The 20,884-nt window shown below is 62.8% G+C and carries 20 protein-coding genes; 9 read left to right on the forward strand and 11 right to left on the reverse strand.

The features are described from left to right. Positions 1–55: 55 nt before the first annotated feature. The gene (locus ACRC20_RS05350; RefSeq protein WP_438685311.1) at positions 56–1,021 is read right to left on the reverse strand and encodes an alpha/beta hydrolase; all 966 of its coding nucleotides are present in this window, start codon (positions 1,019–1,021) and stop codon (positions 56–58) included. 105 nt (positions 1,022–1,126) lie between these two features. Between ACRC20_RS05350 and ACRC20_RS05355 the strand changes: the two genes are divergently transcribed. Continuing rightward, on the forward strand, positions 1,127–2,116 hold the full coding sequence (locus ACRC20_RS05355; RefSeq protein WP_438685312.1) for a carbohydrate kinase family protein: 990 nt from the start codon (positions 1,127–1,129) through the stop codon (positions 2,114–2,116). 3 nt (positions 2,117–2,119) lie between these two features. Here ACRC20_RS05355 and ACRC20_RS05360 read toward each other — a convergent pair whose 3' ends face one another. After that, the gene (locus ACRC20_RS05360) at positions 2,120–3,448 is read right to left on the reverse strand and encodes an MFS transporter (RefSeq protein ID WP_438685334.1); all 1,329 of its coding nucleotides are present in this window, start codon (positions 3,446–3,448) and stop codon (positions 2,120–2,122) included. Positions 3,449–3,453: 5 nt separating this feature from the next. On the opposite strand from ACRC20_RS05360, the gene ACRC20_RS05365 reads away from it, so the two are divergent. Continuing rightward, the gene (locus ACRC20_RS05365; RefSeq protein WP_438685313.1) at positions 3,454–4,851 is read left to right on the forward strand and encodes a guanine deaminase; all 1,398 of its coding nucleotides are present in this window, start codon (positions 3,454–3,456) and stop codon (positions 4,849–4,851) included. 29 nt (positions 4,852–4,880) lie between these two features. Further along, positions 4,881–6,035 carry an alpha-hydroxy-acid oxidizing protein gene (locus ACRC20_RS05370; RefSeq protein WP_438685314.1) on the forward strand — a complete coding sequence of 385 codons (1,155 nt, stop codon included), beginning with the start codon at positions 4,881–4,883 and terminating at the stop codon, positions 6,033–6,035. Here the strand turns inward: ACRC20_RS05370 and ACRC20_RS05375 are convergent. The 8 genes from ACRC20_RS05375 to ACRC20_RS05410 form a co-directional block, all read right to left on the reverse strand. Further along, the gene (locus ACRC20_RS05375; protein ID WP_438685315.1) at positions 6,016–7,356 is read right to left on the reverse strand and encodes a family 1 glycosylhydrolase; all 1,341 of its coding nucleotides are present in this window, start codon (positions 7,354–7,356) and stop codon (positions 6,016–6,018) included. The genes ACRC20_RS05370 and ACRC20_RS05375 overlap by 20 nt on opposite strands. 312 nt (positions 7,357–7,668) lie before the next feature. Further along, positions 7,669–7,872: a hypothetical protein gene (locus ACRC20_RS05380; RefSeq protein WP_438685316.1), complete on the reverse strand. Its 204-nt coding sequence runs from the start codon at positions 7,870–7,872 to the stop codon at positions 7,669–7,671. A gap of 971 nt (positions 7,873–8,843) precedes the next feature. Next, the gene (locus ACRC20_RS05385) at positions 8,844–9,761 is read right to left on the reverse strand and encodes a helix-turn-helix domain-containing protein (protein WP_438685317.1); all 918 of its coding nucleotides are present in this window, start codon (positions 9,759–9,761) and stop codon (positions 8,844–8,846) included. Between the two features lie 180 nt (positions 9,762–9,941). Beyond that, positions 9,942–10,511: a hypothetical protein gene (locus ACRC20_RS05390; RefSeq protein WP_438685318.1), complete on the reverse strand. Its 570-nt coding sequence runs from the start codon at positions 10,509–10,511 to the stop codon at positions 9,942–9,944. 11 nt (positions 10,512–10,522) lie between these two features. Next, positions 10,523–10,948 carry a hypothetical protein gene (locus ACRC20_RS05395; RefSeq protein WP_438685319.1) on the reverse strand — a complete coding sequence of 142 codons (426 nt, stop codon included), beginning with the start codon at positions 10,946–10,948 and terminating at the stop codon, positions 10,523–10,525. 253 nt (positions 10,949–11,201) lie between these two features. Then, a complete protein-coding gene (locus ACRC20_RS05400; RefSeq protein WP_438685320.1) occupies positions 11,202–11,924 on the reverse strand; it encodes an MspA family porin in 723 nt (240 codons plus the stop codon). A 1,041-nt stretch (positions 11,925–12,965) separates the two neighbouring features. Continuing rightward, a complete protein-coding gene (locus ACRC20_RS05405) occupies positions 12,966–13,484 on the reverse strand; it encodes a hypothetical protein (protein ID WP_438685321.1) in 519 nt (172 codons plus the stop codon). 11 nt (positions 13,485–13,495) lie between these two features. After that, positions 13,496–13,774 (reverse strand): hypothetical protein, encoded by a 279-nt coding sequence (locus tag ACRC20_RS05410; protein WP_438685322.1) that lies wholly within the window; start codon positions 13,772–13,774, stop codon positions 13,496–13,498. A gap of 421 nt (positions 13,775–14,195) precedes the next feature. On the opposite strand from ACRC20_RS05410, the gene ACRC20_RS05415 reads away from it, so the two are divergent. The 5 genes from ACRC20_RS05415 to ACRC20_RS05435 all read left to right on the forward strand — a co-directional run bounded on the left by ACRC20_RS05415 (position 14,196) and on the right by ACRC20_RS05435 (position 18,726). Continuing rightward, a complete protein-coding gene (locus tag ACRC20_RS05415) occupies positions 14,196–14,765 on the forward strand; it encodes an HdeD family acid-resistance protein (RefSeq protein WP_438685323.1) in 570 nt (189 codons plus the stop codon). A 114-nt stretch (positions 14,766–14,879) separates the two neighbouring features. Next, positions 14,880–16,358, forward strand: a complete 1,479-nt coding sequence (locus tag ACRC20_RS05420) for a CoA transferase (RefSeq protein ID WP_438685324.1) — start codon at positions 14,880–14,882, stop codon at positions 16,356–16,358. 299 nt (positions 16,359–16,657) lie between these two features. Further along, positions 16,658–16,897 carry a hypothetical protein gene (locus ACRC20_RS05425; RefSeq protein WP_438685325.1) on the forward strand — a complete coding sequence of 80 codons (240 nt, stop codon included), beginning with the start codon at positions 16,658–16,660 and terminating at the stop codon, positions 16,895–16,897. A gap of 474 nt (positions 16,898–17,371) precedes the next feature. Continuing rightward, a complete protein-coding gene (locus tag ACRC20_RS05430; protein ID WP_438685326.1) occupies positions 17,372–18,049 on the forward strand; it encodes a hypothetical protein in 678 nt (225 codons plus the stop codon). A gap of 146 nt (positions 18,050–18,195) precedes the next feature. After that, positions 18,196–18,726, forward strand: coding sequence for a hypothetical protein (locus ACRC20_RS05435; protein WP_438685327.1), 531 nt, complete (start codon positions 18,196–18,198; stop codon positions 18,724–18,726). Positions 18,727–19,048: 322 nt separating this feature from the next. On the opposite strand, the gene ACRC20_RS05440 is transcribed toward ACRC20_RS05435, so the two are convergent. Further along, the gene (locus ACRC20_RS05440; RefSeq protein ID WP_438685328.1) at positions 19,049–19,402 is read right to left on the reverse strand and encodes a LysR family transcriptional regulator; all 354 of its coding nucleotides are present in this window, start codon (positions 19,400–19,402) and stop codon (positions 19,049–19,051) included. Between the two features lie 630 nt (positions 19,403–20,032). Between ACRC20_RS05440 and ACRC20_RS05445 the strand changes: the two genes are divergently transcribed. Further along, the gene (locus ACRC20_RS05445; protein WP_438685329.1) at positions 20,033–20,791 is read left to right on the forward strand and encodes an SDR family oxidoreductase; all 759 of its coding nucleotides are present in this window, start codon (positions 20,033–20,035) and stop codon (positions 20,789–20,791) included. The last annotated feature ends 93 nt before the right edge of the window (positions 20,792–20,884 follow it).

Below are 20,884 nucleotides of genomic sequence, written 5' to 3' on the forward strand. Positions count from 1 at the left end.
ACCACGGCTTCGTACAAACCTGCTGCGACCATCGCCTGATTGCGGTGCTGGTTGTTCAATCTGGCGGTTCGGCGTAGGGGACCACGGCTTCGTACAAACCTGCTGCGACCATCGCCTGATTGAAGTGACTCGTCGTGCCTGGCTCGTTGTACCGCAAATGCGAGCGGTTGAAGGGGTGGCGGCTGTGCGAGTCGATGCTGGCGAGGTCGATCTGCTCGCCCGAGCAGTCGGTGTATTTCCCAGGTCCGGTGGACAGCCGGACCGCTCCGGACAGCTCGTCCGGGCTCGGGCCGAACCGTTCGAGGCTCGCCACGAGGTCGCCATGCGCTTTGAGCGTCCACAGCCGTGGCTGGGCCTGCCAGTCCCCGGCGGGGTCGGACGTCCCGACACCGGGCGAGCCCACCACGATCAAATCCGTCACGCGGCACGGCTGCCACATCGCCAAACCCGTGACGAGCGAGCCGTACGAGTGCCCGATCAAGCTCACGTGGAAATCCGCGCCCCGCAGGCGGTCGAGTTCCGCCAAGAACCTGCGCAGCGCGGGCACGCCTTCTTTCGCGCGGCCTTCGGTGAGCACGGCGGAGTCCGTTTGCGGGCAGTGGTAGCCGAGCCAGAACACGGCGGCGAGTTTTCCGCCCGAGCGGCAGGGGAGCAGCTGGTTCCCAGTCTCGACCAGGGCTTTCGCCTCCGTCGCCATCCCCGCGATGCTGCGCAAGATGGTCGTGTGGTTGCCGGGCACGTACACGCTCACGTGCTCGGCGGCGGCCACGTCGCCGACCCCGATCGCCACGAAGCAGCCTGCGAGCTCGTCCGCCGCGGGCTCGAAGAGGAGCAGCGAACGCTGTCCTTCGCTGCGGGCGAGCTGTGTGCGGATCGCCTCGTACTCCAGCAGGCGCAGCGACGCGCTTTCGCTGTGCTCCGGCGAAAAACGATGGCGGAGCACGAGGTCCCGCGCGTTTCGGGTCTCGTCCTCCAGGCGTTCGCGGAGCTCCGCGTCGAGCCCTGCGACAGAGTCGGCCATGGCGCCACTTTAATTCCCGAGGATGAGTGAGATCGGACTCTCCTGCGGTAGCATGGCACTGCGCACATTCATTTGTGTCATAGCAACTATTCGGAAGGAACGCCCGTGACCCTTTTCGTCTCCGCGTCCATCGCCACAGACAACCTCATGAGGTTCCCGGGCAAGTTCAGCGAGCTCCTGCTCACCGACAACTTGCAGAAGGTCTCGCTCAGCTTCTTGGTGGACGAGCTCGAGATCCAAAAGGGCGGCGTTGGCGCGAACATCTCCTTCGCCATCGGGGTGCTCGGCGGCGATGTCGCCCTCCTCGGCTCGGTGGGGCAGGACTTCGGCGAGTACCGGGTGTGGCTTGAGGAGCACGGGGTGAACTGCGAGCACGTGCTCGTCTCCAAGACGGCGCAGACCGCGCGCTTCCTCTGCACCACCGACGACGACATGGCGCAGATCGCGTCCTTCTACGCGGGCGCGATGTCCGAGGCGCGCGACATCAGCATCGCCGACGTCGTCGCCAAGGCGGGGAAGCCGGAGCTGCTGCTCGTCGGGGCGAACGACCCCGCCGGGATGATCCGGCACACGGAAGAGGCGCGCGAATTGGGCATCCCGTTCGCCGCAGATCCCTCCCAGCAGCTGGCGCGAATCTCGGGCGAAGACGCGAAGCGGCTGGTGGAGGGCGCGCAACTGCTCTTCACGAACGATTACGAATGGGATCTCCTGCTCAGCAAGACGGGCTGGACCGAGGCCAAGGTGCACGATGTGGTCGGCACGCGGATCACCACCCTCGGCGCGGACGGGGTGGACGTGCATTTGAAGGACGGCTCGGTCGTGCACGTCGCCGCCGTGGACGAGGTCAGCAAGGTGGACCCCACCGGGGTCGGGGACGCCTTCCGCGCCGGATACCTGGTCGGCCAGACCCGGGGCCTCTCGGTGGAGCGCTCCGCGCAGCTCGGCTCGATGGCTGCGGTGCTCGTGCTGGAGTCGCCCGGCGGGGCGCAGCGGTGGAGCTGGGACGCGGCTTCGGCGCTGGCCCGCCTCAACGAGGCGTACGGCGAGGACGCGTCGCGGGAGATCGGCGCCGCGCTCGGCGCCGCGCGGGTCTGAGGCTCAGCGCTCCGTGTCGACGAGCGCCATCGCGGCCAGCCCGGCGGCGAGGACGCCCATGATGCCCGCCGCCCCGCCCCGGCTCGCGTGGAACAGCTGCGAGCAGATCCCGAACATCAACGGGGAGAGGAAGGCGACGGTGCGCCCGCTGACGGCGTAGAGGCCGAACATCTCGCCCTCCTTGCCCTGCGGGGTCAGTTCGAGGAGCATCGTCCGGGCCGTCGCGAGCGCGGGCCCGACGAAGAGGGAGATCGCCAGTCCGAAGGCCCAGAACGCCCATGGCCCGGTCGAGACGAGCAGGCCCGCGCCGAGCAGCAGGATCGAGGCGAGCGAGCCGGTGATGACTTGTTTGGAGCCGTACCGGTCGCTGACCAGCCCGCTCATCGCGGCGCCGAACGCCGCCGCGATATTGCTCGCGGCGCCGAAGAGGAGGAGCTGGCCCTGGCTGAATCCGTACTCGCTGGCCGCGATGACCGCGCCGAAGGTCGCGAATCCGACGAGCCCGTCGCGGAAGACCGCGCTGACCACGAGGTACTTCACGACCCTCCGGTCGAGGTGCCACAGCTCCCGGAGGTCCCTTCCGATGATCCGGTACGCCTCGGCGAATCTGCGGGAGGGGTCTGCCTCTTTGCGTTTGGGCGAGAAGAGCAGCAGCGGGAAGGCGAAGACGAGGAACCACACGCCGCCGAGGAGCAGGGACAGCCGGACGGGCAGCCCGTCGGTCGCCGGGACGTGGAAAATTCCCCGGACCGGCCCCTCGCCCCCCATGAAGCAGAGGAAGCTCAAGCCGAGCAGGAGGATGCCGCCGCAGTACCCCATGGCCATGCCGATGCCGGACGCGTCGCCGACCTTCCGGGTGTCCGAGAGGTCCCGCAGCATCGCGTTGTACGGGATGGTGGCGAGCTCGTAGACGAGCAGCCCGATCGAGAGCAGCCCGAGGCCGAGCCAGAACTGGTCGAGCCTCGGCCGGATCGTCGACATCGCGAGCAGGATGGCGACGAGGGCTCCGCTCAGCGTGACGAGCGCGCGATGCCGCCGCCGCCCCGTGCCGATCCACGGGCCGATGCCCGGCGCGGCGAGCAGCAGGGCGAGGCCGGAGGCCCCGACTCCAAGCCCGAGCCACGCGCTCGGTGACAGGCTCCCCGACAACCCGGTCCCCACCTGCGCGGTGAGGTAGGGGGCGAAGACGAAGGTCCAGGCGAGCACCGAGAAACCGGCGGCGCCCCAATCCCACAAACCCCAGATCCAGATCAGGGAGCGGGACATCCCCAAAGCATACGGCCTGCTGATACTCTTCTGCCAGGAAGACTGATGTCGGGAAGGACGCCGCAGCGGAGATGAGCATTGTTCGGCGCGGCCACCTCCTGCATGTTTCGAGCTCGGCGACGCTCGAAACGGCGAAGGACCATCTGATCTCCGTCCAGGACGGCGCGCTCGCGGTGGACGACGGGGGCCGGATCGTCTACAGCGGCCCGCACGGCAAGCTGCCCGCCGAGTTCCGCACCTGGGCGGTTCGCGACCACCGGCCCGCGTATCTGATCCCTGGGCTCGTCGACACGCACATCCACTTCCCCCAGACCCATGCGACCGGCCTCTACGGCGGCGGACAGCTGCTGGACTGGCTCGACCGGCACATCTTCCCCATCGAATCGCGTTTCGCCGACCCGGACGTCGCCGTCGACGCGGCGTGGGCGTTCTGCTCGCGCAGGATCGCAGTCGGGACGACGACGGCGCTGGTGTTCGGCAGTGCCTTCCCCGCCGCGCAGAACGCCCTGTTCGCCGAGACGCACCGCCGGGGCCTGCGGATGATCTGCGGCAGGACGATCCAGACCAGCGGGCCGCCGACTGCGAGGAAGCTCCTGACGGGCGAGGCAGAGGCGCTGTCGCTCACCAGGGACGAGATCGCCCGCTGGCACGCGAAGGACACGGGGAATCCCGCCACCGCCCTGGTGCACGTCGCGATCACGCCGCGCTTCGCCCTCTCGGTCACCCCGAAGACGCTGGCGGAGCTCGGCGACCTCTACCACGAGACGCGCGAGTCCGGGGTGTATTTCCAGACCCATTTCAGCGAGGACAACCGGCCGGGCGTCGGCGAGGTGGACAGCACGAAGCGCGTGTACCAGACCGACTCGTACCTCGACGTGTACGACGGGAAGTTCCTGCCGGGGTCCAAGCCCGGCGGGCTGAGCTTCCTGGGCCCGCGCGCGATCCTCGCGCACACCGTCCACGCCACGGACGCGGAGCTGGCGAGGATCGCGGAGACCGGGACGGCGATCTCGCATTGCCCCACCTCGCAGCTGTTCTTGGGCTCGGGCACAATGCCATGGCGCAGGACCGTGGCGAGCGGCGCGACAGTGTCGCTCGGCAGCGACATCGGCGCGGGCGACGAGTGGCTGCTCACCAGGGTCCTCAACGACTGCTACAAGGTGCACGCCAACGAGCCGGGGGAGGCCGCGGCCGCGCTGCATCCGGCCGAGCTGTTGTACACCGCGACTGTCGCCGGGGCCAAGGCGCTCTGCCTCGACGACCGGATCGGCAGCCTCGACGCGGGCAAGGAGGCGGACTTCCTCGTGGTGCGCACCGAGGACCAGCCGTGGCTGCACGAGCTGCTGGAGCGGGTCGTGCCGAAGGAGCACCGCGACCTCGAGGCCGAGCAGCTGTTGTTCTCCCTTGTCATGGGCATGAAGGAGCAGGCGATCAGCGAAGTCTACGTCCGGGGCCGTCTGGTCTCCTGACCGCGCGCGGCGAGGACTAGGCTCGACGCATGGCGCATTTCGGCGATTTCCAGTTCCAGTTCTACGGCCAGGGGCTGGCGGGTTTCGTCTCCGACCTGCCGTTCACGTTCGCCGAGTTGGAACGGCGCGCCGAGGAGGCGCTGCCGGACGGCGTCTTCGGATACGTGCGCGGCGGCGCGGGGGACGAGCACACGCAGGACGTCAACGTTTCCGCGCTGCGCCAGTACGGCTTTGTGCCGCGCATGCTCCGCGACCGCTCCGCGCGGAGCATGAAGGCCGAGTTCCTCGGACGGACCTTCGACAGCCCGGTGTTCCTCTGCCCGGTCGGGGTGTTGGGCGCGGTCCATCCGCGCGGCGACCTTGAGACGGCGGCCGCCGCGCGCGAGCTGGACGCGCCGGTCGTCTTCTCGACCCTGTCCTCGGCCACGCTCGAAGAGGTCGCGGCGGAGCGCGGCTCGGCGTTCGGGGTGTTCCAGCTGTACCCGAGCTCGGACCGCGAGCTCAACGCCAGCCTCGTCGCCCGCGCGGAGCGGGCCGGTTTCGACGCGATCGCGGTCACGGTGGACACGGGCACGCTCGGCTGGCGGCCCCGCGACCTCGCGAACGGCTACCTGCCGATGCTGCAAGGCCACTGCATCGCCAACTATCTCGCCGACCCGCGTTTCTTGGAGATCGCGGGCGTGAAGAGCGCCGAAGAGCTCGCGCCGCAGCGGGCGGGCCTGGTGTGGGCCTCGATTTTCGCGCACCCGTCGTTCTCCTGGGACGACATCGACTGGCTCAGGGCGCAGACCAAGCTGCCGATCATGGTCAAAGGCCTCTGCGATCCCAGGGACGTCCGGCTCGCGACCGAGCACGGCGTGGACGCGGTCCTCTACTCGAACCATGGCGGGCGGCAGGCCAACGGGGGCCTCGCCGCGATCCACGGGCTGGCGGCGGCGGTGGAGGCGGCGGGCGAGACCCCGGTCCTCTTCGACTCCGGCGTGCGGGACGGGGTGGACGTGCTCCGGGCGGTCGCGCTCGGCGCGAAGATGGTCGGGATCGGCCGCCCCTACGTCTACGGGCTTGCGCTCGCGGGCAGACGAGGGGTCGAGCATGTCGTCCGGTGCCTGCTCGCCGAGGCGGACCTGACCATGGCGGTCAACTGCTACCTGTCGTTAGAGGAGCTCAGCGCGCAGCGGGCCTGACGGGATCCGAGCAGCTCGACGGGGGGTCGACCTGCGAGCAGGAGACGGGTTTGATCCCCGGCTGGTAGCCGTCGGGCAGGCCGTTGTTGGCGATGACCTCTTTGTAGGCCGCGACGCCGTCGGTTGGTTTGCGGGCGAGGGCCGGGTCGGTCGTCACGTCGACGGTGTAGAGGCCGAACCGGGGGCGGTAGCTGCCCCACTCGTAGTTGTCGGTGAGGCTCCAGTAGTTGTATCCGATCACCGGCATGCCGTCGTTCTTCGCGCGCTGGACCCAGTACACGGTGTCGCGGATCTGCTGGGCGCGGGTGACGCCGTCCACGCGGGGCTTGCCGTCGTCGGTCGGCATCCCGTTCTCCACGACGTACAGAGGTTTGCCGGGGTAGCGCTTCGCGAAGTGCCGCAGCGCGTAATAGACCCCCTCGGGCTGGAGCGGATTGGCCCAGGGGGTCCTGGTCGCCGCGAGGATGCCCGGGTCGGCGGCGAGGTCGGTGAACGTCTTGCCCTGGGGCAGGCCGGTCGGGTAGTAGTAGTCCACGCCGACGTAGTCGAGGCTCATTTTGTCCAAGAGCAGGGCGTCCACTTGGTCCTCGCCGCCTGGGATGTAGGCGACGTTGCTGGTGACCATCGCGTCCGGCTGGACCTTGTGGATGTGGTCGTACGCGTTGTTGCTGGCGCGGACGAGCCGGTCGGCGATCGTCGGGGCTTGGTCTGCGGAGATGCCGTACATGATCATTTCGAGCCCGAGGTAGGCGTCGGGCTCGTTGATGGTGACCCAGAGCGGGTCCGCCCACGCGAAGCGGTCGGCGACGCGGTTGGCGTTCTGGGTCCAGTCGTCGAGGGTCTGCGGGTTGGACCAGCCGCCCTGATGGACGACCCAGCCGGGGTACACCCAGTGGTCGATGGTGAGCATCGGGCGCATCCCGGCTTCTTTGATGGTTTTGACGACGTCGTCGTAGTAGGCCCATTCCGCCTGGTCGGCCTGGCCGGGCTTGGGTTCGAGGCGCGACCACTCGATCCCGATCCGGTAGACCTTCGCGCCGAGGTCTTTCGCGAGGGCGATGTCCTGCTTGTATCGGTGGCGGAAGTCGACCGACCCGCCGACCGGGTCGGTGACGAGCTCGGAGCCTTGGACTTGCATCCAGTTGCTGTCCGGGGGGTTGCCTTCGGACTGGAACCCGCTCGACGCGACGCCCCAGAGGAAGCCTGCGCCGAGCCCTTTGCTTTTGGGCGGCGTGGTGGTGAGGGTTGCGACGAGGGCGAGAATCGCGACAACTGCCGTGATCGCGAGGAGCGGCTTGAGAAACCAGGGAAGTTGCCTCATGCCAACGATCCTAGCGAAGCATTCCGCCTGGGTTGGCTCTCATGGGCGTTGCGCGGCAGGCGAGGTTCGGCACGGCTTCTTGTCGGAGGCTGTCTCCTGCCGGGGCCGTCGCGCCAGCAGCCTGGGGTTTGGCGACAGCCGTTGAGCGGTTCGAGCAGGCATGGCCGCCTCGTGGCCCTGCCTGCTCGCGGGCGTCGAATGCGCACGCCGGCTTTGTCGGGCATGTTCACGAGCGAAGGCCTCGGCCTCGCGGAGCTATTTCGCCGAAAGAGCTCCGCGAGGCCGAGGCCAGTCTCTCCCCGAGGAGAGGTCTCACACCAGGGGAATGCCGTTTGCCCGCTTCAAGAAAGTCCTGCTCACTTCGTAGGCGTGAACGGCGCTGAAATGCGCGGACTGCTCAGCGGCCGTGTCTTGGAAAGCGGGGGAGCTCAAAGCCTTTCCAAGCTCGTCGAAACTCGCCCCGCCCAGGATGATGGCCGCCTGGTACTCGCGCTCTGGCGGGTTGCTGTGGTCCACGCCAGGGCTCGGCCATGATTCGATAACCCAGGGGGCGTAAACCTGGACTCTGACCTCCGACAGGCCGGTCGTCGCAAGAACGCTGCCGAGTTTTTGACGAAAGCTCGGAAAGCCTCCTGGTCGACTCCCGTCCTTTTGCGGACGAGGGCGACAATTCTGGAGCCGCCCACGGGGTCGTCGCTCTTGAACCAGACGCCTTCGCCCGTGTTGAGGATGACGCGGCCAAACGCGTTGTGCTCATCGTGGAGAACAGCGTCCGAGCCCGAACTGCCCTGCATTTGGCCCGAAACGGAGCTGTCTGTCGTGGCGAAGGAGCTGTCCAGGCTCACCTCAGGGGTTCCATTGACGTACCACGTGGGATCGAGATCGGTGTCGACGTTCGGCACAGCAGGCCACATGCTTCGGGACTTCGCAGGAAATTCATGCTGGCGGTATTCGAAGATCCCATGCGCATGGGCAACGATAACCCCGTGGGGGCCGTGCCAGTGGTCCAGAGCCTCTGTTCTGGTTTTGTCGCTCCTGAAATAGAGCTGGAAGAGCGCGGCCGCGCCTTCCCAAGCGTTCCCTGAAGCTGTCATTGCTACTCCATTGTTTTGTGTACGTCGACAGTCCGCCGGTTCGCGCATGAGGAACCATGCGGTTTTCCAACGGCGCCATTCACGCTATATATCGGAGAAGCTCGGTTCAAGGATTGTCTCTGCCTTTATTGTGACTGAATTAATCCTAATGCAATATCGGGATAGAGCGAAAAGCAGTTGCTTTCGCCGGGTTCGACATGCCGTGTTCGTGCCAGCAAGCTGGCTGTTCGGCAGGATGCGCGTCCGTGCCACGAAGAGTGCCAGCGGACTGCGGTGAGGAACATGCCCGGGTCCGCTGACGACGAAGCGCGTCATACAGCCGGTCGACGATGGAAGGCGGCCTCTCCGTTCGAGCCATAAGCGCGCCGACGCAACGCAGATCTGGCAGGAGTTCTATAGGAATGTTCTTCTATTTCGACTCGTGGGATTGCCAGGATTTGATTGTTGGGCGCGGGCGTGACGGCGGGGGGTGTTGCCGGTGGTGCGCTGGAAGGCTCTGGTGAAGGTGCGGGTGGAGCCGAAACCGGATTGTTCGGCGATTTGGTCGAGGGTCAGGCTAGCAGGGCCGGTGGTGAGGAGGTATTTGGCGTATTCGACGCGGTAGCGTTGGATCACCTCGGTGAGGGTTTCGGCGTGATTCTGGAAGAGCTGGTACACCAGGCGGGGGGATATGCGCAGGGCTGCGGCGATAGTGGTGGCTCCCAGATTTGGGTCGGTGAAGTGCTCGCGGACGTAGCGTTCGATTTGGTGGCGGCGGGCGGTCTGCGTGTCGGCGTGGTCGGGGTCGAGTCCCAACGTGGTGCGCAGGACCAAGTCCACCGTGCCGCCCAGATACGCGTCCACGCCATCGGGGTCGAGGTCGCCTGCGTTCAGCACCGACCTGATCGCTGTGAGGAACAGGGAGACCAGCATCTGCTCGCTCACCAGAGGGGCGAAGGCGAATGCGCGTAAGTCTTTCGCAGGCAGGGAGAGCAGCTCGATGGGAAGATCTATCGCAGATATATGATGCGCCGAGTCGTAATAGCTGGAGTATGGCTCGTCGGCCATGGCTATCCAAATGGAGCCAGGAGAAAAAACTCCTTGGCGCTGGCTGGATTCAACTTTCTCATTGCCGATGAGCAGGCTTGAAATATGAATCCGGCCTTCCGTGGAATAGGGCGCCCCGGAAACATTGTTCATGGTCCGGTAAGAAGAAGCTTTGCGGTAGCCTGCTGCGAGTGCGGATGTCTGCAGCGAGACTGTCTTGTAAAGAAAACTCTCGGGGGCGACTTTATGGGGATAGGATTTAGCAGGGTAGCCGAGCTCGGCCATTTGCTGCCGGAACATCTCAAATCTATCTGCTGGCGAGGCGCTGCGATTGCTTGACGTAATGGCCCTCGCTGGTCCGCGCTTGGCGTCCAGATCTGTCTCGGCCGATGAATTTGAATCCATGGATACGCTACCACTGCTTAGTGGCGGTTGGGAACCGCCTTCAACGCCTTGAGGCGAAGGTTAGATGAGACAACTATTTCCAATCTTCACATAATCGCTACTCGTCCGGGCGCTCGCTTCGGCTAGTTTTGCGGCCCATTCGTAGGGTGCGACAGTTGTGAGGTCTTGCCCCTGCCGTTCCGCGATGACCAGGCTCAGCTGGCCGAGGTCGCTCTTGTACAAGGTGATTTTGGCACGTTGCTCCGGGTCTTGGACGCTGGACTCCGCGTAGACCAGGAACGGCAAGGCATTGTTCAGGACGTCGAGGTCTTGGTTCACCGCGTGTTCGCCTTCCTCCTTCGATGCGAATGCCTGCGTCACTTGGACTTGGCGTCCGAGGACCACATCCACATGCGAGATGAGCTGCTTAATCACTATACAGTCTTGCCCGGAGGCCAAAGCGTTCGAGTGTTCGCCGTCGTCGAGGGCTTTCGGCCCGGTTGGCCCGGCAGCGCCCGTTTCGGAATCCGGCGACGAGGTCTCGGACGGGGGCTGGGGCGGAATGGTGGGGAAGTCGGGGTCGGCGGCCGATCTGCCGGGCAGGCCCACTCCAACGAGCGTTCCCAGCACGAGCGCGCCCACCGCGGCCATGCCGGGCGTTCTCATTCGTCCTCTGGTTCGAGCTGACGGGCCCGCGACTGGTCTGGCGCGTCGTTGTCGTTCCAGTCGTAGTCCTCGTCGGTCTCCGGCACAAGCTGGCGGGCCATCGATTGGTCCGGGGCCGACTCGGTGTTGTCCGGATCGTTTGGATTGGCGGCAAAGCCTTGCGCGAGCGGGCCCCATTGGTGATCTGGCTCGGCGGGAGACAGGGGAGGCTTCGCCGCTGGAGCAGGCTGCCCTGGCAGGCTTGCCGCAGGGCCCTGGAAATAGTTACTTGGGAAATCCGGCGCAGGCAGCCCGCGCATCGAGCCCGGCTGCATCGCGTTCGTGCCAGGCCGCAGGCCGCTGGTGCCTGTGCTCAGCTCTGTCGCGAGCGGAGCGTTGGACCCGGAGACCATTCCCGGCACAAGGCCTGTCACAGGGGCCACAGCCGACGGGTTCGGCCCGCCCGAATAGGGACTGGTCTCTCCGTAGATACCGCCTGCGCCCACGGGGGCAACCGGAGTCGGGATCGGGTCTGCCCCCGCCTGGGGAGGGCTGAGCAATAGTCCAGAGGCGAGTATTCCTCCGACCAGAGCGGATTTCGCCTTCCGTTCCTTCATGACGATTATGGCCTTTCTGAAAATACTGCGGAATAATAAAAGCGATGAATCTCCGGGTGCTCCTGAGGGGCGCCCGTCTCTAGATCGGGTACTCTGTGCCGTACGTGGCCAGCGTGGAGTGGGAGTAATCCGTTGTCAGGCTCAGCAGGGCGAAGGATCGCACGTTGACAGGGCCGCCGCAGGCGTCGATTTTGACGTTCACATTGCGAACCCGCAACCGGGCCTCGCTGCCCTTCAGGGGGATGCGGTCCATCGGAATTGCGATAATCCCGCCGGGGCGCAGCGTGAACTGGAGGCTGCCGCCGATCGAGCCGCCGATGGCCTGGGTCGCGCCCACTCCCGCCCCTGCGGCGCCGAATCCGAAGGGACCGATGACGGCCCCGCCGAGCAGTGCGCCAGCGCCAGCGCCTTCGCTCACTGCGGCGCCAGCGCCACCGTCAAGATGGCCGCCAAGGGTGATGCCCTGGCTGACGTCGATCTGGCAGCCGATCTGATAGCCGATGGTCAGCTCTGCCGCAGTGACCGGGTACTTTCCTTGCCCGAGGATCTTGCCGACGCCCGACAGCTGCACGAACCCCTCACGCGTGAACGCGGTGTCTGCCAGGTTCGCAACAGGATTCACCTCTTCGTCAAGGGTCTCGACGACCATCTCCCAGCCGTCTTCGGTGACGTCGTTGAGCACGGTGTCCGGCAAACCTTGCGCGAGCGCAGGAGCTGAGCCTGTGATCTCTAAGAGAAGCGCCGCAGGCAAGGCAAGAGCCTTCATAGTTGCCGAACGCGCAATGGCGCTGAACATGCTCATGCGCTCTTGAGGGGAAGAAGCTCGCATAAATCTTGCACTCAACTTAGAATGTATCCTTCCGGTGTTTTAAAATCATGCTCGAACGATGTTGTTTATCGCTGTTTGGTATCTCTTTTTGAGATAGGCTTTTAGCAAATCTGACGGCGGTTCGGCGGCCTGGAACGTGTCATGAACCACTTTCTGGCAGAAGCGAGGGTGTTTCGTTCCCGCGGGGCGTCGCAAACTCGTCCGGGGTTATCGGGAGTCTTTCGCGATTCCATCTCGCGGTCTTGTCGCGCCGATGGCCTAAGCCTTGTCGCAATGAATGGGGTTACAGGTGATAGCGTGGGTCATCAGGAGATATCCGCTCAGCAACCCCAACAGCACCGAAGCCCTTCGCGCGCACCGCCGCCCATCCTCGTTCCTATTTAAAAACTTCACTTTGAGTCCACGGTTAGTGACCTAGTTGTAATGTTAGCTTCTCATGAAATTACTCCACAACTCCTCTGCGCATTCTGTCTATCGCATGCGCGAGTTGTCCATCCGTGCCAGTGCCTTGCGGCCCGCAAAGGAGAAGGGCGAATACGCCAAGTCGCAATAAAGAAAGATCGTGATCCGCGCCACTCGCTATTATACGGTCTACTATACGGCATTGAACGGGGAATGGGCCGTCATATCGATATGGTGCGGCCGCACTGGCGCGCATCGGGCGGCCCGCTCATGTTGCTGGACGGGCGCGCAAGGGATACAAGAGATACGCGCAAGGGATACAAGAGATAGCAGTCTCGGCGTGCCAAATCGCGGCGCGAAGGACCGGGACAATGATTGCGCTGCTCGATAAGGCGGCATATCGCGAAGTTGCCTGCCTGCGGGCTCGACGGGGCTTGGCGCGAGCCTGACATGGCTCCCCGGCGAAACCCTGGTGGGGAAGGGGGCTTGCCGCATGGCGGCGGTGTTGCCTGTGGTGCAGCTGTCCGCTATGGGGGGATGTTCTCCAGGAGTGCGGGAAAGCTGTTGTGAACAGCTATTGGCGTGCGAATTGAGCCATAAGAATAGCGGGCGTCATTCGGCTCCGGTTTCCCCAGTGGGGGGCGCAGGGTCGGGGATGCTGAATTTTCCCCAAAACGCATTGGCATGCCGGTGGCGCTGTTTGCGCTGTTGTCGATCTTGTTCTGCTTTTTTTATGAGTCGGTTGAACGATCGTTTGCGTCGTTGAATCTCAAGGATCAATGCTACGGAAAGAATAAGCAAAAGAATCTTCAGGGCGGATGAATCGATGGCGGAAGGGCGAAGCGCCAGCACGGCCCCGACGATCGCGATCAGGCCGATCGTCCAGAAGACGACAGTGATAGATCCCTGTTTTTTCCCCATATGAAGAGCCTCGTCCGAGAGTTTCTCGATCCTATCGTCCACGTAGGTGCTCAGTATGGAATGGGATTGCGAGGAACGATCAAGGATATTGAGCATTTCAATATCTTGTTTTATCTTGTCGCGCTGGTCGCGGGCGGAGACGCTGTTGGTGTAGATAGAAACCGCGCCCGACACGAGGGCGGTGAGCGTGGGTCCGAGCAGTGTGATCAATGATTCCAGCATTATGCATCCAAAAGAATTTCAAGAAGTGCGGATGTGGCAGTGCTCGTGCGGCGCAAAGTGTCTGGCAGCAGAAGCTTCTGGCGCGGGCGAGGGGGAACGGTGGCGTCCTTGTGGCGCGGCGTCGATTTCGGGCTTTCTGTCACGAGAAGGTTCGGCGTCTTCGCCTGCTTCCGCAGTTCGAAAAGCTGGAACGAGGGCCGCCAGTCCGCATGGCCTTCATTCTGCGAATGACAATGCGGCTCGCCCGAGGAAAGTAATACAAGGTAACCGTGCGCCACCTTTCCAGGGTAACACTTGACGAGTTGCGAGGTTGGCTGTTGCGAACTAATCGAGATAGCGCGCGGCCCGGCCTGATGTTCGTTGTCGAGGGGAAATCCGCGCAAGACCACCTTGTCCGTATGGCGATTATTGCGATACGGGCAACACAGTGTTGCGCAGATAGTCACAATTGGGAGTGGCAGCCGCCTTGGAACTCCGATAGGCTGGAAGGGCAAGAGCCCTGCGGCAGCGTTTCGTGCCAATGGATTTATGAAAGCCTACAGGGCGGTGCGGACCGATCGAGCGAGATGCCTTTCGGTGAGAAGGGTTCGGCAAAGCTAGGGATACGTAAAACGTTATGTATCCCGAAAATTCGGCAAAATAAAGCTAAAATCCCTGGAGCTTTTCAGTCTTAAAGCATTTCAGTCGAAGGAGAAGGTTGTGTCAACAGCGATCACGGACAATCAAGATGCTGCGCCGGTCGGCCAGGCCATACGAAGCGCATGGCGATTCGCGCTCGGGCTGGGCCTCTTCTCGGTGTTGCTCGGCGCGGCTCTTCTCATTTGGCCTGCCCATGCGCTCGTCGTCGCTGGAGCGGCCTTTGGCGTGTACCTCTTGTTCAGCGGAGCCGTAGAGGTGCTTCTAGGTTTTGCCTCTCATCAGACTGCATGGACTCGGGTCGTCGTGGTGATTGCTGGGATTCTGTCAATCATGATGGGAGTGCTGTGCTTCCGCGACCAGCTGGAGTCAGTGCTGCTGCTCAGCATTTGGATCGGGACAGGGTGGATCATGACTGGTGTCGGCCGGGTGGTGTCGGCGCTCGCGGTGTCACTGCCTGGGCGTGGTCTGACTATCTTGACCGGAGTTCTGCTCACGATCGCAGGCGTGAGCATGGTAGTGAGCCCGATAGGATCGATCGCCGCCCTCTCCCTCGTCGCAGGCGTGTGGCTGGTTGTGCTGGGCCTGCTGCAGATAATCGAGGTTGCGCAGTTGCGCCGCCGCTTGGTGTGAGCGGATACCGCCGCCGCTGGCGGCGCCCGGTTTTGGCGAGCGGCGAAGGCTGGCGCCGATATCGCGATGAAATCAAGATTTATGAAACCGCGAGATGAAAGAAGTTTAGCTGAAATGACGACTTCGGATAAAGTTCCGGTGCCCATTGGCCTCACGTCGGCTCCGGACATCGATGCAGACTTCAAGGCGCTGATGGACAGCATCGGGCTGGACGCGGGAGACACCGGCGGTGATATTCGCTTTATAGGCGAGGACCCGATCCTTCCAAGCAACCATCGTCTCGGCGCGATTATGGCTCTCGGCATGATGGCTCCCGCGGCTGCCACGCAGATCTTGTACAGGATGCGGGGAGGGCCCGCGCAGGACCTCTCCGTCGACTTGCGCAAGGCTGTCGCGCATATCAACCCGGCGTATATGTTCACCCCGACCGCGGGCGGCTACCCGGTCCTCCCAGCAGGTGCTGCGGGGAACCCTTTCGGCTTCGGCATATACCCGACCAGGGACGGCCGGTGGTATCTGCCGACCGCTGTCTATCCGAAGATGTTCGTCCAGTGGCTTGGCTTGTTGAAGGCGGGTTTCGAGACGAAGGCTGTTGAGAAGGCGATCTCGTTGTGGGACGGGCAAGACCTCGAGGACGCCGCTGGGGAGCTCGGCATGATCGGGACGATGATCCGGACTCCAGAAGAGTGGTACGCGCACCCGCAGGGCAGCTACTTGGCGCAGACTCCCATGATCGAGATCGTCAAGATCGGCGACTCTGAGCCGGAGCTGCCGCCGCTGACGAATCCGGACCGGCCGCTCTCGGGCATCAAGGTCGCTTCGATGGTGCATGTGATCGCCGGTCCGACGACGTGCCGCACGCTCGCGGAGCAGGGGGCGCAGATCCTCGACCTCTCCTCGCCTGCTGTGGAGTACACGGCGCTCGTCGCAGATTGCCACGTGGGCATGCGTTCGACATGGTCGGACCTCAAGCAAGAGAAATACTGCGAGCAGGCCAGGCGGCTCGTGTCTGGCGCGGATGTGTTCGTGGAGAACTACCGGGGGCGCAAGATCGAAGAGCTCGGGTTCGGCGCGGAGCAGGTCGCTGAAATCCGTCCAGGCATTGTGTACGCCTCTATCCGAGGATTCGGCTGGGATGGCCCGTGGACAAACCGGGGCGGTTTCGACATGGACGCGAACTGCTGCACCGGGTACGCCACGCTCGAGGGCACGCCGGATCAGCCGAAGCTGCCTCCGACGTTGATCCTCAACGACTACCTTGCGGGGTACCTCACCAGCGCGGGCGTGCTCGCCGCGCTCATTTTGCGAGCAAAACACGGCGGTAGCTACCACGTTCGTGTGTCTTTGTCGCGGTTCTCTATGTGGTATTCGCAGCTTGGCGTTTTTCACCGAGATTATGTGGCCGAGGCGATACAACGCCCGGACCATCGGCCGATAGCTCCGGTTGGTATGAGTTTGAACTCTGGTTTCGGCAAACTTGAACGACTTGAACCGGGCATCGCTTACTCCAAGACCCCTGGTTTCTGGGAGAACCCTGACGGCGGCCCGGTCGTCGGTCCTCTGGGCTCCTCGGAACCGGTGTGGATTCCGTGATATCGGCGCTCCCCGCAGATATCCATGAGACAGGCGGCATGCGCCATGGAAGCCTCCGAGGCCCGGCCGAGCGCTCGGGGTCTGATCAATAGATCTTGTTGCGCGGATTCATCTATAGATTTCAGGAGAGGGTATTGGTTGAAACGTCTGACCTCTTGAGCGTCATCATACGGGCGGAGCTCGGGCAGGAAAGAGTGAGATCTGCGTTAGCGAAAAGCAAAGAATCCTTGAGAGAAGACCTCGAGCAGGCGCAACCGAGAGTCGACTCGATTTTGGCGAGAGCCAGAAGCGCAGGCCCTGTGGCGTGGACCGAGGTGTGGGCGAGCTGGGGCAAGGGCGCAATGAGAATGAAATCGAGCGTCCATGAGCAGGAAGGCTGGATCGACGCCAAGCTCGCCTCTCGCGAGGCTGACTCTGCGGAGTACGACGCCGAGCGTGCTATTGACGCCGCAATTTCTGCGATAGAGCAAGCGGAAGACGCCCTGGTATACGCGCTGTACTCGCGCAAATGCTCCGATGAGCTCAATAACCTGTTGTAGGCTATGTCGGGGATAAAAGAAGGCGTAGGCTTCTTGTGGCTCCGACAGGTGTCTTGGCGGCATGTTGAACAAGGCGAATCCGGGGAGGAGGGGGCTCTTCGATGGTTGCTTATCGGCGTCGTTTCAGAATGAATCGAATATTGCCCTATTGGTCATAATTCAATGCGCGCACGAACTTGTCCTCGGCTTAGGTTTCCCGTAGCGTTGAGGCCACGCAAAGGCCGCTGGACGAGCGGCCAGAGCAAGACACTTATCGAGTGTGGCAGTCATAGAGTTTATCGCCTTGCAGGCTGGATCTCCGGAAAGAAATATCGGTGCAAAGAAATGGTTAGTGCTCGTATGACCCTCTTTCGAGGGATGGCCGTTCTGCTGTCAATAGCGACTGTGCAATGTATAGGACCAGTGGCGGACCATGCCGCTGCGACCCCTCTCGCCCCTGACAAAAAATGCACCCAGGCAGAGCAGGATGCTTCTTTGAAGCAGGACGAGGAGACCATTACCGGCTGGCTCGGACCTCTCACAAGAATCGAGAATCCCGGTGATATGACTGCGCTGGCAGGCCAGGGGTACATGCCGATCGAGCAAGGCATGAAGAGCCGGGAGGGCCACGGAGTCTTCTTCTACCACCAGGCGCAATTGACCAGAGAGCTGCTGGTGGCCCCGGGCATTATCACCGGAGGATTTCCCACAGTTCTGCTCTACGCGCCAGAGGATTGGGACAGCCCCCAGATCAACAGCGGCGAGCCCTACCAGGCTGTGTATCCGTACCACCTCGTCGGTTGGAACTACTGGGCCCAGTACACTCCGGGCTTCACGCCCCTGACACGCGGCCTCTGCATCAACACGAATGACTGGGCCGTGCTCGACAAGGGCACGTTCGCCCTTCCTTGGATGGAGTCTTACATCACGCCGCCGGATGAGGAGTGGCAAGGCCAGAGGGCGCCGCACCCCGACCTGCCGATGATCGGCACCAATCCGATGGGCGACGTGCACGGCCGGGTTTGGTTTGTCCAAATGTTTATGAATCCGCACGGCGGCCCCCCCAAGCTCGCGGGTGTGGACCCGTTCGAGTACATCCCTGGAGAACCTGACGACCAGGCCGGTTTCACAGACGGTTTCTTCAAACCGGAGCATCCCCCGTCGGATCACTGATTCGTGTCCTGGCGGGACGCCACATCCCGTCAGGGCACGGGGGCTGGGTTTCCGATATGTGGGAACCCGGCCCCTCGTGGAGGAAATGCCCTAGGCAGGTAAGAGATGTTGCGTAGTACGACTCTAAGGAAAGTTGCCCAAACATTATGAAGGTTTTACGTGTCTCGCTCGGAGCTTTGGCTCTGGCAGGATTGGCGTTCCCGGTCGCGGGTGCGCAGCTCGCTGTCGCGGCTCCGGCGCCGTCGAAAGGCAAGACGCATCACGTGGTCTATCGGATTTCTACACCGTTCCTCGGTATCAGCAATGTTTACTACACCGGCCCGAAGGGCCGCGTCCGTGTCAATTTGGCCGCAGATCCGGACTGGGAGGGCGACGATTGGGAGATGGCCGTCGACATCCAAGGCCCAGTCCTGGCGAGCGTGCTTGTCACCACGGTTGCGGATGTCCCGACCAACTCGCAGTCATGTGAGATTGAAGTCGACGGCGAGGTCGCTATTTCTCGGGTCGGCCCACCGCCGATGCCTGCCCTTCCTGGACCAGCGCATACCTGGGCGATACAGTGCAAGCAGCCGATTGATGTGCCAGCGGAAATGCTGCCGATGCTACGTCCAGATAAAAAGCCAGACGATTTCGACGAGATCAACCATCGATGGCCTGGCAGCTGGAATATGCAGTAGCAAGGGGTAGGCGCGCATCTGTAGGAGATGAGGGCAAGCGACAGGTCGTGCCAGAGAGGCGACTGGTTGCGCGCTGTGTCCTCGAGCTCTGACGATACGGCCTCTGTTGTCGAGGATGTTTTATTTATGAAATATTTGCATTCGGCAATAACGAGGCAGAAATCACTACCACTGCGGTGTGTTTCTTGATCGCGGGATCCGAGCCGGGTTCTCATGCCTTCTGGCTCGTGCCTTCTGGGGTGGATAAACTGCCAGCTCCTGCGTGTCTGGGCATGGGCGCGCCTTCTCATGGCGCGGACGAGGCCGTCGTGTCCTTCCGTTTCTAGGGCCAATGGGTTTTCACGCAGCCGGGCGTATGCGAGAAGGCGCGGGGTCGTGCGGTGTCGGAACTTGAAATAAAAGCCGAGGATTTCTCCAGGGCGTATGGTATTTCATCGAATTTTTCGACGATGTCCCGAGCTATCGGCAGCAAGGCAGATCCGGTGAACGTCAATTCAACACTGCGGGTGTCGCGTAAAAAAAGTTTTACGCCGAGCGTATGTTCCATATCGCGAATTCTTCTACTCAGGGGAGATGTCGAAGTGTGCAAATCTCTCGCAGCGCGCGTGAAGCTCAGTCGTTCGGCGACCGCAAGAAAACAGCGTAGATCATGCACGTCTAAGTTCAGCAAACCCATATTTCGCACTATAGACGACAGTCGCTGGCAAGCGCTTGGTCGATCTTTTCCTCCAGTTGTTGGACGTGCTGGCGGATCAACGTTTTTCGGGGCTGCGTCTGAGTGTGTTTCGCGTTGCGAATACATTACGCGGCTGGTCGGGACGGAGCCTCTTCCTTTTTTCTATGGAATGAATATGATTTTCAATTGCAGAAGCTGCCGAAAATGACAAATTGCGCATGAGTGGACAGGGTGCGCAACTGCTGGCAGATCGTGCAATTTTGGACAAATAGCGCAGCTTGCAGGGGTTTTGCGGAGGATGGGGATCTCCGCTCGGGGCGGCAAGCCGGGCGGCGGGCTTCGTCATGGCGCTCTACGGTCGCTCATGCGAAATCCGTGCCGCGCTGTGGCGCGCATTGTGCTCTAAACGGTCATAGATTTCTCTTCCGCATCGATGAAACAGGCATGTAGAATCCGATTCTGGCATCAAAGTGTGCTAGCAAACTCGCCCAGTGCGCCCTTAGGGGTGAAAGCGTTATACTGAGGCAGTTTCCATCGGATGTCGGGCGAGGCATTTCGGAGCTGTTCGAACATGAATGTGGAGAACAAATTTAGTTCTCTGCCTTAGTTGAAATTGAGGAAATTTTGAGTGTGATCAACCCTCAGGGCGCCGTGTCCGACGACCGAGGCCCGCGCGTGTCCCTGGTGACGAATGTTACCGAATTCGCTGGACCGGGATCCGCTCTCGGACTGCTGAACTCTGGCCACAAGGTCTACGCGCACGATCCGCGGTTTGGCGACTCGGCCCCGCACAAGACGATTGCCGGGATCATCGCTGTCCCTGGCACCCGTGAAGAGGTTTTGGCCGAGGTCCTCCGTCGCGAGGGTCGGATCGACACGCTCGTCGAGAACCCCACGATCCGAGGCGAGCGGTATGTCACCGAGGACGCGAACACCGAGAAGTTGGACGGATGGCTGGACGACGCCGCCCGTGAGCTGATCACTGAGCCGTTCAAACTGCTCAACCGGGTGTCGAAGCATATGAACGACCATGAGGGCGGCGCGATCATCCTTGTGACGTCCGAGTCGTGGATGAAGCCGCAGAGGGGGAGTGTGTACTACTCCGCCATGCGTGCCGCGCTGCCTTCGTTGGCGCTTGGCTCGGCCCGGGACGTTGCGCCGAAAGTCCAGGTGAACTGCTTGTCGCTGAATTACCTGCAGAGCGAGGAGTACTACCCTGCCGCGATCTGGAGCACGCCGGAGAAGCTGAAGGAACTGGCGGAGCGGGTGCCGGTCGGCCGGCTCAACACTGACCAGGACTTGGCCAAAGTGGTGGCGTTCCTCGCGTCTGCCTCGACTCCGTTCCTCACGGGGTCGACGATCAAGGTGGATGGCGCCGCGCTGGTGTAAAGCGGCAGGCTTGGTCCTGCCGTTGCGCCTGTCGCAGGAGCTCGAGGGAGCGGTGGCTCGGGCGGGTCGGCCGACAGCCGACACGCCCGAGCC

The organism is Segniliparus sp. (assembly GCF_051660745.1).
Classification (GTDB): domain Bacteria; phylum Actinomycetota; class Actinomycetes; order Mycobacteriales; family Mycobacteriaceae; genus Segniliparus.